This is a genomic window from Natrinema sp. CBA1119 (genome assembly GCF_002572525.1).
Classification (GTDB): domain Archaea; phylum Halobacteriota; class Halobacteria; order Halobacteriales; family Natrialbaceae; genus Natrinema.
In genome coordinates, this window is record NZ_PDBS01000002.1 from 239,737 (window position 1) to 250,099 (window position 10,363).

Below are 10,363 nucleotides of genomic sequence, written 5' to 3' on the forward strand. Positions count from 1 at the left end.
GGTAGCCTGTTCTACGAAGTCTCAAGTACGGCCACATCGGATGGTGTCACTACCACGCGGAACTCACTAACCGAGAACCGAATCTCGAGATCAGTCTGTGGGCCTGTCGAATCCACGACCCGCTCGAGGGCTTCGACGTCGATCATCCGCTGTAGTTGGTACTCGCCTCGATCGAGGCCCTGTTCCTCGAGTGCAGTGATGATCTCGAGCAAAAGCGGTCGATCACTCATTGTCGGTCATCTCGCTGACGACGTCGATGATCTCCTGGGCGGTCGAACTGATCCGTTCAAGCCGGTCGAGAATTGTCTCCGGCTCTTCTCCGTGCCACGCGGCAAGGTAAAACACTGAGCCGCTCGTATCCAACTCGAAGTGCCGTCCAACGATGTAACCGACCGCTTCGGCCTCGAGTTCACGTTTCGATCGCTCAGCCTCGTCGTCGACGCCACTGTGTAACAGCGCATGTGCGTACTCGTGAACGAGCGTGACAGCGAGATCTGCCTCGTTCTCACGATCATGGATGTCGACGTGTGGCTGTTCCGCTGGCCGATACTGGCAGACACCCTTGGCACTCCCATGCGACCAGTCCTGGGGTGATACGACCTCTACGTCTACTTCCAGTGTGTCTGCTGCCTCAAGGAGTGCGGGGACCAACTCGTCAGCCTGTCCCTTTGCTTCGGTCTCGAGGTCGGGCAGTGGCTCGCCGTCAGTCTGCGAAACATCGAAGACGGGCGCAGGTCGAAATCCCACGAGTCCCCTTTCCCAGCTGTCCGGAGGGGTTTCATCGTATTCACAGTCACTGCGCTCGTGGTACGAGGGCGAGTTTCCGCAGTTGGGACATCGCTTCGCAATGATCGGTGCCCAGATCCAGATCGCTGTCTCCCCTTCTTTCACATGCCGGTCGAACTCGTTTTGCCATGTTCGATAGCCGGCAACGCGCGTTGCATGCGGACACTGGAGTTTGATCAACAGCGTGTTTCGGTGAGAGTAGTCGTGGAAGCGACTCTGAACGTCCAACCACTCTGTGAACTGCGCGCTCGAGACGGCGTCATCGACCTCGTCGACGAGATCCTGGATCCATGCTTCGATCGTACTGTGCATCTCATCATGCCGGGTGTCCGAATCGTCGAACGTTTCCCGGGAGCTGCTGCTTGTAGCCATGTTCGATCACTGCTTCTCGAGTCGGATCGAGTCGTACTGAACTCGAGAAGACCTCCGCCCTTCAGGGGGTCTCAAAAATACGCCGGACTCGAGCAGCTAGAGAGTCGTCAGTCAGCAGGCGCCGGTTTCTCCACTTTGATCGGCGTGTCGTCTGGCGTTCTGCTCTTGTTCAGGAGAGACGCTGTGCCGATAAAAGTTCGCTCGAGTGTTGCGAGTGTTTTGGCACGTTGCTCATTAGGTATTGTCTCCGCCCTTATTGAGGCACGAAAAGCTATACTGCACTGTGTATCTTTCTACAGGTGAATACAGGGTACGAATCTTGCACCAGTTGCGGCCTGGACAGCCGTCATACAGACTTCACCATGAGAGCGTCCTGCATGTTGGCTAAACCTGGATTTTCAGTCTCCCGCAAGTAATTAAAGCGATACCAAAAATACTGCAAACAATGAATTCTCTCAATCTATTTCGAAGCTCACCCAAGACCAAGAAGGCTGGTGGTGTTCAAAGAGCCAGGTCCAACGGTGGGCTGCACCGCCAACTAACCCGCCGAGACTTGCTTGGTGGGACCGGGACTGCAATCGTCACCGCCCTTGCTGGGTGTACGAGCCCAGGAGGAACCAGGGGTGCCGCTCAAGGCGGAGCCGAGCACCAACCCGCCACGCTCAGAATGGGGACTATAACTGATTCGGAGCTACCAGCGAGGGCCCTCTATTCAATCGGTACCGAAGACGGTCCTGATCGACGGCAGGTTGAGCTGATAGACGAGATCCTTGACGGTGGAACGACGGTCGAACGTATAAACCCGCCATTCCCAGAAGACCAACACATCTACTACGATGACGCGGTCTACGTGCTCTTCCACGAGATCACCGAACAGATACCGGCCACGAGCTACCAGATCCGGATGGACATTGTCCAAGGGACGGTGGTCGAATCGGAAGCTGTCCATTTCTCCAACCTCCCGGCTGTCGACAGGGAGAAGTTTGCCGCCTACGGGTGGGACGTTGGCAGGAGTTTTGGATTTGGGACATCGATCCTCTACACCCACACCGAACATGAGAAATCAGCCCTCGTTCCAGAGTCGGAGTACTCGTACATCGTCTGGGAGGACGGCTCGGAGGCAGCGTGGTTCGTCGACAACTCCCACAAAACGACGCTAAACACCTACGAATACTCAGCCGAGAAGTACTCGACCGCCGCCGAATACGGACAGCGAATGCGCGATCAACTGGCGTTCGAGCTGGAGGGGCTCTCGGACGCTGAGACAGATATTGTCCAGACAGCCATTGACGAAAACCAGTACGCCGTCGACCACGAACAGACGCCTCCGCAGGCGTTCTGGTCGCTGGCAGACAGGTTCCGACCACAGGAACAGGCACACGGTCTCCAGGAGGATGGAGAGGGCGACCTAAGTGGCCCCTATCTCGTACGCTACGGCGGTGAGATCTACTGGACGGTGCTGTTGGTCAAGGTTGAACGGACAGAGACACACACCGTTGGGTGATCACTTCGTTGCGATTGTGGTGCTTGGGCGACGAAATCTCGTCGAAACATCTGCTTCAAGTTCAGACGCCGAGTACTGGAAGAGAGTAGCAATTCCGCTTCCTCAGGCGAACCGAGCTTAATCGATATCCAACAGGAGTGTTACAGATATGTCTGTCTGTAGTACAGAGTTGATTGACGTTTTCTCCCAGAAAGAGCAAGGTGCATTATTTTACTATCCACGATAGAACAATATTGGCAATGGGGGACAATATAGCCGTCGGAAATCGCGCTGGTCGCGCTGGAAGAGATGAACTCGATAGTCTCGCCACACGGGCACTAATTCAAAACAAGGTGATTATCCGATGAGTGACCTTCCTTCACGCACGACCATCAAGCGATGGTTAGTCACGACGAATCACAAAGATATCGGAATTCTATATTTGGTGACCTCTCTGTTCTTAATTGTCGTTGGCGGTGTCCTTGCGCTGTTGTTCCGTGTTCAGTTATGGGAGGCTAGAGGTACTGGATTTCTCACGAACACTGAATTCAATCAGGCCGTCTCGGTGCACGGTATGCTAATGATTTTCTGGGTGATTTCACCACTCGGAGTTGCCTAGGGCAACTACGTTGTTCCGCTGCAAATCGGTGCAAAAGATATGGCGTTCCCGCGTCTGAACGCCATGAGTTACTGGTTTTACCTGTTCTCGGGGCTGCTCCTCCTGCTCTCGTTCTTCCAAGGAGTCACATGGGCCAACGGCTGGTATATGTACGCATCGTTGAACATCCCCATCTATAATCCCGGATATACGCTGATAATGGGTGGAAATTCAGCGATCCTCGCGTTGACGCTGTTCGTCATCTCAGTCACCCTCAGCTCGGTAAACTTCTCGCTCTTGTATAGAGCTACGGAAAGCCCCTATAGTTACACTGAGCCGGCCATAATCTGGGAGTATGTCTTCTGCTCAGCCGGCGTTCGGCGCGATGTTTCGAGAGCTGATCGAGTTGGGCGTCGTCGAGATTGACACGGAGCCGCTCGATGCGGGCATCGAGCGGCGACTCAAGGAATTCTGGGAGAATACGTCCTGTCCACGGTGCGGGCACACCACCGTTCAAACGTGGCCGCATCTCGACCGCGTGTGGTGCCGTGACTGCAATTTCAAACCGGTCTACACCTACGGAACGCCGTTTCACGAGAAGTACCTCTCCAGTGGCGAGGTGCTTCTCGCGTTCACGCTCTACGCCGATACATTGCTCAGTATCAACCAGATCGCGCCGTTCCTCGGTCGGGCCCACAAAACCGTTCATATGGCGATTCGGGAGGCGGAAGCCGCGATCCATCGCGGCTTCCCCGTCGTCTGGAGCCTCCTCGACCAGACGATCGATGGACCGACGCAAGTCGACGAATCTGGCATAGTCTGTTCGGGCTACAAAGGACAAGAGCCGCCGCGGAGCAGCCGTTCTCGCGGCGGTTCGTCCCAGACAGGGCGCTCACGCTGGCGAGATCGTGCGAGCCGCCACTACTGCCAGCGAACGAATTATCGCGTCCAGACGCTCAAAGTCACAAAGCTCGTCGATACAGCAATGCAGGCTGTACTCGACCTTCACTGTTCGACGACGTTAGAAGGCAGTGACGCGGATCTTTGTGAGCAGATCGCCCGCCGGAACGCGGGCGATCTGCAGTTACTGGCTGCTGATAAGGGCTATGACAAGCAATAACTCCGCGAACGACTCCGTGAACTCGACATTCGTCCGCTGATCAAGCACCGGATCTTCGCGCCGTACGATCACGCACACAACGCCCGCATTGATGAAGATCGGTACGCTCAGCGGTCAATGGCCGAAACCGTCAACTCAGCCGTCAAGCGCTCGCTCGGCTACGCCGTGCGAGCGCGTAGCTGGTATCGAAAGTTCCGTGAAATTGCTCTGATGTGTGTCGTCTACAACATCAAACGTGCCGTCAAACAGTGAAATCCTTCGCCTTACAGCGATTCAACAGAGCCGATTGCTTCGATCAGCCCAGCCATGATTAGTATTCGAGAGCACTACTACCAAAAGGATTTCGTCGAATGCCTTCGGAGGCAGATACGAGGAACGAATTAGTTCGAGGTACGCAGTCTTTAGGGATCAGCTGATTCACACGGAACATATCTGTAGAAGAGAATTTCTACAGAGCCGCCCAGGCTAAAATCCTTGATGTTCCCTATTTATGGCTGACTGGAATTGCTTCAGTTCGGTATCTGTCGGCTCACCGACAACTGCTCTGGTATTAGTCATGCTCTTTGTTTCAATCCCACGCATCGCTTCACAGAGGTGTGTCGCATTTAATTCCACAACCACCATTTCTGCGTCAATTTCATCGGCAAGTCCAGAAGCTATGTCAGAAGTTAATTGTTCTTGCATTGTTAGACGGCGGGAACGCCAACGAACGTAGCGCGTAAGTTTTGAAAGGCCGATAACCTGCCCAGTTGGGAGATACGCTATGTTTGCTGTACCGAAAAATGGAAGCAGATGATGTTCGCAAAGAGAGTATACCGGAATTCCTGTCTTAACAATGAGATCATCAGAGTGAGAGTTGAAGGTCCGCATAGTAGGCTTCGATGAATTACGCTCTCCGTTTGTGAGAGTTATGAGGGATTCTGGTACCCGGCGTTTCCATGTCTCAACTAAGTCTTCTCGATCAGGATCTTCGCCAATTCCTTCGAGGAGAAGTCTGACACCTTCTTGTAGCTTCTCTTCGTCAATACGATGGTTTGCTTCGTCGCTACGCTGTGGTAACTGAGAAGGTTCGTTGGTCATTTTGAGTATTGGTTTGTGTTTTCGCCAGTAATTCTCTTCAAAGCTCTCATTCACTACTGGTTATTTGGCAATAAAAACCGGCTCCTGATAACCCTTTCATCTTCCAAACGGGAGAATATGTAGACTGGATAACGTGTGCATTGCTAGAGTACATAACTCTACCTTCCAGAAGGAGAACATTATCAGAGATATTTCAATAAACATTCAACAAGATGCGGCAAAATTGACAACCGTTATCTCTAATTTCCCGAATGTTTTCATCGATGTCATGGACGTACCTCCTCATCGCTGCCGTCTTCGAGGTTGGGTGGGCAGTCGGCCTTGAATACACAGAGGGATTTACCCACCCCGTTCCTAGCGTGTTGATTATTATCGCGATGATTATCAGTATGGGATTGCTCGCACAGGCAGTCAGAACTCTCTCTATCGGAACTGCCTATGCTGTCTGGACCGGCATCGGAGCAGTTGGGACCGCTATCGCCGGGATCATTCTTTTTGGCGAACCGCGAAACGTGATGCGATTTCTCTTCATCGGTCTCATTATCACCGGCGTCGGCGGACTGAAACTTACCTCTGGTCACTGACCGGTTCACCGTCTATCGATTATCCGTTGCAGTCTCCCACTGAGGCTGCCATTGCTCTTGGACGGAGCAGATCATCTGCTCGTCGTTCACCTGAATCGTTCCGAGAATCGAGTTTTGATTGAATGGATTCGCGACGTATACGCAGATGTTTTGCTCGTCGACGACATCGTAGGTGTTGTAGAGTGTGGCCGCCGTCCGAAGCTCAAAATCCACGTGGACATTGAGAAGTTGATCCAGTTCTGCAACGAGCGAGTCAGACATTTCCTCAACAAACTGGTTCGTGAATAGGAATCGGACGCTGACATCATGATCAAGCGTATCGGCGAGGCGGTCAATCGTTCGTGCATACACTTCCTCAAAGCCGAAGAGCCTGCCAGCGGTCGTGGTTGCAGTGATGACGAGACTGTCGGTTGCGGAATCCAGCCGATCAGCCAATAGCTCAGCAATCTCGTCCTGACCGACGGTCGCAGGCCAGAAACGACTCTCCATCGGAGCAATGGTTTCCAATTGGGCGAGAACCTCCGCAGCAACCATTTCATACTGGGTTTGCTGCCGTTGAAGACGCGGATACGGGCGGTGAGTAACCGATCAATAGCACGGTCTGGTTCGACAGCGACATATGTTCGTGGGTGGTGGTCTGGCTGACGACGGACAACGTTCTGCGATTCGAGACTGGAAAGAACGTCGTAGATACGGCCCATCGGTACGTCACTCACCCCGGAGATTTCTTCGGCGGTACCGGACCCAAGCGTTAGTAGACCCCGATATGCTTTTTCCTCATAACTAGAGAGCCCGAGATCACGGAGGGTGGGCATACCCTGTTCTCGACTCTACACATGTGGACGCGCTTCACTCTGAAGGTTCACGGAGGGCAACACGGGTCATCTCCTTAGCGTCACTAATTATCACGACTTCCAACCCGTGTTGAGATGCAAGTTTACGAAGGGATTCCGGGCATGCTTCGGGTCAGCGTCTACAGCACCGCCGCTAATTGATAGAGTGTCGAGAATCCGCATCGAAAGCGGTTGATTCTCTCGCTTTAGTCTACCTTTACACGTAATTTTCCCCCTACCTATTCCCCCGATAAACCCGGGATTGCCGTGTCTCCACTTTCGAACTCAAATCCAGAGTAGCCCGCTTCCTGAAGTTCCTGTTTCACACGTCTCCAATCGGTCGTTGTCCATTCAATCGAACGACACCGACGATAAGCATTCCTCCTGAACATAGTGTTCTTCCCTAGAGCGTCTGGAAAGTAATGCAGCGGTTTGCTATGTACACGTGCAAACTTATCAGTTGATAATCTATCTAATCCTCTTTGTCAATAGTATCAAAGACGTTCTCAGAGGCGGGAAAAACACCGTCTTGAACTTCATCCACATAGGATTCTACCGCTTCGCAGATAATCGAATTCAGATCAGCATACTGCTTTGAGAGGCGGTATGATTCTTCACTAAGACCCAGTACGTCGGTTATGACGAGTACTTGTCCATCTACATATCTACCTGCACCAATCCCGATGGTCGGAATATCTACTGCTTCAGTAACACGCTTGCCAGTCTCTTCGGTAACAGCTTCGAGAACAAGCGAAAATGCCCCAGCTTCCTCAATCTGTTGCGCTGTATCAAGAAGAGCCTCAACCGTAGTTGAGTTCTCACTATCTCTACCCTGTATGTATCCTCCACCAATTTGGTTCATGCGTTGAGGAGTTAGTCCTATATGTCCCATCACCGGCATCCCGAGTTCAGTGAGCCGATCAATGATCTCGATAGACGTCTCTCCGTACGGTGCCGTTTCCAATTTCACTGCATCAGCCCCTGCTTCCTTCATAAATCGACCTGCGTTCTTGACTGACTCCTCCATGGAACTACCGTACGACAGAAACGGCAGATCGCCGATCACCATGGCATTCTTGACTGCTCGATCAACAGCCGCTGTATTTGACAATGCCTCCTCGAGTGTGACTGGAACTGTGTCATCATACCCTAAGTGGTTATCTCCAGCACTATCTCCCACGAGAATCATATCAATACCACCATTATCGACTTGGCGGGCGATTGGGGCGTCGTATGCGGTCAGCATCGTCAAACTCTCTCCGTCTTCATACTTTTCATGAATGTCGGGGATTGACACACGGTTCATAGGGGACAGTTCGCACGACTCCACTTTAAATCCAGCATAATACCTGTACTGAGCGGTATGTGCTTCTTCTGTACTTGCCGCGATTTTCACACCCCACTCTGAATAAAGAAACCGTACTACCAACTACTGTTATTGTGACAAATGAGAATGAGCCAATCAAATTTGCCTATACGTCTTCGATGTACTGACTCTCCCACTCACGGCGGGCCTCGAGTTCTCTGTATCCCCGATCAGTGATCGTATATGAATTCGTCCGTTTGTCGAGTGAGCCTTTCTCAACCAGCCCTTTTTCGACGAGCGTATCGAGATTTGGGTAGAGCCGTCCGTGGTTGATCTCTGTTTCGTAGTAGTTTTGGAGTTCATCTTTTATCGCCAAGCCATGAGGCTCTTCATGGCCAGCAATGACGTACAGCAAGTCGCGTTGGAAGGCTGTTAGATCATACATGGGGATGAATTTCTCGCTCACAAGAATAAAACTGCCCGTTTCCAGTGGGACTCTATCGACGATCTTCCGCGATCAGCGCTGGATCTCGACTGGATCTTTCGCCAGTAGATATGCGTCTGGATTGCCTTCTTCATGAACACAGAGCCCCGCTCGAGTAAACGCCACTGCCAATCGTGGTGCATGTCCAGCAGGAGCTGGGATGTGATCGTGTTCAAGGCCGTGAGCTGGAAGAACGAATTCAGATGTCATAGGATCGTTTCTTGGAGAGACTACTCCTGGTCACAGGAGCCTGCAATGAGAATTGTCACGTCTCTTCTGCTGACTCGCCATCTGAGATCTCGGCGTAGGTCATACAGGAGGGACATCCGTGGACGTTATTCTCATCAACGGCAAAGACACGGACGAAGGTTGAGGTAACATGACTTCCACAGTTGGAACATTCAGTCATATTGATTGATTAGTTTCAATGTTTAGGATTTAGCATCCTTGATAGGGTCGGCTAAAGATCTTTACCGATCGAGACGGTAATCCGATGAAATGGGTCGGTTCGACGATATTACTCTGGAGGAACTCCATGAAGTGCGCGAACAAACGGAAGGGGAGAAGCCGCGAGAACGCGTTCTCGCGGCGATTGGACGCAAGCAAGGTGCGCAGATCGATACCCTCGCTGAACGACACGGGGTTGTCGAGAAAACCATCCGAAATTGGCTCGATCGGTTTGCCGAGCAACCGATCGAGCAGGCTCCGTACGACGCTCCACGCCCTGGCGGCCCCTCAAAACTCACCACAGAGCAGCGTGAGCACCTCGAAGAGGTGCTCCAAGATTCACCTACCGAATTGGGCTACGACCAACAGGCTTGGTCGCCGAAGCTCCTCCTGCATTACGTCGCCCGCGAGTATGATGTTGAGTACAGCGATCGCCATGCACGCTATCTCTTGAGCGAGGCTGGGCTGTCCTGGCGGACAGCCCGGCCTCGCAATCACGAAGCCGACCCCGAGGAAGAAGCGGATTTCCAGGAGACAGTCGAAAAAAACGCGACGAATTGACCGCCAAAACGGTCGTTGTTGTGGATCAGTTCACCAAGCGTGTGGGCACCGTTCAACGACATGGATGGTACCCGATCGGGTCGGATCCAACGATAGAGACGTCAAATTCCTGGGAGAAGGTGACAGTGCTCGGCGCTGTCACCGACGACGGTGACAGCTTCTATTGTTGGACCGAAGAAAGCCTCACGCGCCACCACGGAATACGCCTACTCGAAGCACTTCAGGGAGAATTTGGCGAGGAATTGGTAGTATTTCTCGATCGTGCGGGTTACTTCTATGCGAGAGATCTCTGGGAGTTCGTGAGTGGTGAGCGCGAGACCGAAACTGTCTGCGACAGTTCGGTCTCGTGCGTTTGTGGAGAGAAGCTGGATGTCTGGTATTTTCCATCAAAACTCCCCGAACTCAACCCGGTGGAAGGATGTTGGAATCAGCTCTACGAATGGTTCAAGCACCGGCTGATTCCGGATCTCTCAACGCTGAAAGAGTCCATTCTGAGGGGAATCGATACAATTGATGAGCCGAACATCTGGAACTATCTCTGTTCAGCTGAGGGGTAAAGATTCGTCACCGGCCCTATGAGTGTTACGTAGTTTCCCTACACTGACCACTTCGCTAGTCATCTTCTTGAATATCCCATCTATAATCACAACGGCAGATAGAGAAAATCCGAAGCTTTACGTTTGATTATCACTATACAGATAACCACACA

The 10,363-nt window shown here is 52.4% G+C and carries 11 protein-coding genes and 3 pseudogenes; 6 read left to right on the top strand and 8 right to left on the bottom strand.

The window, feature by feature from the left end; translation table 11 throughout:
• Nucleotides 1-11 precede the first annotated feature (11 nt).
• Both CP556_RS21325 and CP556_RS21330 read right to left on the bottom strand, forming a co-directional pair.
• Nucleotides 12-230, bottom strand: coding sequence for a HalOD1 output domain-containing protein (locus CP556_RS21325; RefSeq protein WP_098727679.1), 219 nt, complete (start codon nucleotides 228-230; stop codon nucleotides 12-14).
• Nucleotides 223-1,158: an ArdC-like ssDNA-binding domain-containing protein gene (locus CP556_RS21330; protein WP_098727680.1), complete on the bottom strand. Its 936-nt coding sequence runs from the start codon at nucleotides 1,156-1,158 to the stop codon at nucleotides 223-225. Before CP556_RS21330 ends, CP556_RS21325 begins: the two co-directional genes overlap by 8 nt.
• A gap of 667 nt (nucleotides 1,159-1,825) precedes the next feature.
• On the opposite strand from CP556_RS21330, the gene CP556_RS21335 reads away from it, so the two are divergent.
• The 3 genes and pseudogenes from CP556_RS21335 (at nucleotide 1,826) to CP556_RS26985 (ending at nucleotide 4,611) form a co-directional block, all read left to right on the top strand.
• On the top strand, nucleotides 1,826-2,662 hold the full coding sequence (locus CP556_RS21335) for a hypothetical protein (RefSeq protein WP_098727681.1): 837 nt from the start codon (nucleotides 1,826-1,828) through the stop codon (nucleotides 2,660-2,662).
• Between the two features lie 343 nt (nucleotides 2,663-3,005).
• Nucleotides 3,006-3,590: pseudogene (locus CP556_RS21340) on the top strand (cbb3-type cytochrome c oxidase subunit I); the annotation flags it as partial.
• Between the two features lie 4 nt (nucleotides 3,591-3,594).
• Nucleotides 3,595-4,611, top strand: a pseudogene (locus CP556_RS26985) (IS5 family transposase).
• Nucleotides 4,612-4,824: 213 nt separating this feature from the next.
• Here the strand turns inward: CP556_RS26985 and folE are convergent.
• On the bottom strand, nucleotides 4,825-5,439 hold the full coding sequence (gene folE, locus CP556_RS21350) for a GTP cyclohydrolase I (RefSeq protein ID WP_098727682.1): 615 nt from the start codon (nucleotides 5,437-5,439) through the stop codon (nucleotides 4,825-4,827).
• Between the two features lie 263 nt (nucleotides 5,440-5,702).
• On the opposite strand from folE, the gene sugE reads away from it, so the two are divergent.
• The gene (sugE, locus tag CP556_RS21355) at nucleotides 5,703-6,023 is read left to right on the top strand and encodes a quaternary ammonium compound efflux SMR transporter SugE (protein ID WP_098727711.1); all 321 of its coding nucleotides are present in this window, start codon (nucleotides 5,703-5,705) and stop codon (nucleotides 6,021-6,023) included.
• 12 nt (nucleotides 6,024-6,035) lie between these two features.
• Here sugE and CP556_RS26990 read toward each other — a convergent pair whose 3' ends face one another.
• The 5 genes and pseudogenes from CP556_RS26990 to CP556_RS27630 all read right to left on the bottom strand — a co-directional run bounded on the left by CP556_RS26990 (nucleotide 6,036) and on the right by CP556_RS27630 (nucleotide 9,055).
• The gene (locus CP556_RS26990; RefSeq protein WP_255291549.1) at nucleotides 6,036-6,557 is read right to left on the bottom strand and encodes a DUF7436 family protein; all 522 of its coding nucleotides are present in this window, start codon (nucleotides 6,555-6,557) and stop codon (nucleotides 6,036-6,038) included.
• An 80-nt stretch (nucleotides 6,558-6,637) separates the two neighbouring features.
• Nucleotides 6,638-6,838 (bottom strand): annotated as a pseudogene (locus CP556_RS27375) (TrmB family transcriptional regulator); the annotation flags it as partial.
• A gap of 490 nt (nucleotides 6,839-7,328) precedes the next feature.
• The gene (panB, locus tag CP556_RS21370; RefSeq protein WP_098727684.1) at nucleotides 7,329-8,162 is read right to left on the bottom strand and encodes a 3-methyl-2-oxobutanoate hydroxymethyltransferase; all 834 of its coding nucleotides are present in this window, start codon (nucleotides 8,160-8,162) and stop codon (nucleotides 7,329-7,331) included.
• A 166-nt stretch (nucleotides 8,163-8,328) separates the two neighbouring features.
• On the bottom strand, nucleotides 8,329-8,607 hold the full coding sequence (locus tag CP556_RS21375) for a PadR family transcriptional regulator (protein ID WP_098727712.1): 279 nt from the start codon (nucleotides 8,605-8,607) through the stop codon (nucleotides 8,329-8,331).
• A gap of 304 nt (nucleotides 8,608-8,911) precedes the next feature.
• Nucleotides 8,912-9,055: a DUF7563 family protein gene (locus tag CP556_RS27630; protein WP_486187786.1), complete on the bottom strand. Its 144-nt coding sequence runs from the start codon at nucleotides 9,053-9,055 to the stop codon at nucleotides 8,912-8,914.
• An 89-nt stretch (nucleotides 9,056-9,144) separates the two neighbouring features.
• Between CP556_RS27630 and CP556_RS21385 the strand changes: the two genes are divergently transcribed.
• Together CP556_RS21385 and CP556_RS21390 are read left to right on the top strand one after the other, a co-directional pair.
• On the top strand, nucleotides 9,145-9,654 hold the full coding sequence (locus tag CP556_RS21385; protein WP_098727686.1) for an IS630 family transposase: 510 nt from the start codon (nucleotides 9,145-9,147) through the stop codon (nucleotides 9,652-9,654).
• Nucleotides 9,651-10,211, top strand: a complete 561-nt coding sequence (locus tag CP556_RS21390) for a transposase (protein WP_255291550.1) — start codon at nucleotides 9,651-9,653, stop codon at nucleotides 10,209-10,211. The genes CP556_RS21385 and CP556_RS21390 overlap by 4 nt, the downstream gene beginning before the upstream one ends.
• The last annotated feature ends 152 nt before the right edge of the window (nucleotides 10,212-10,363 follow it).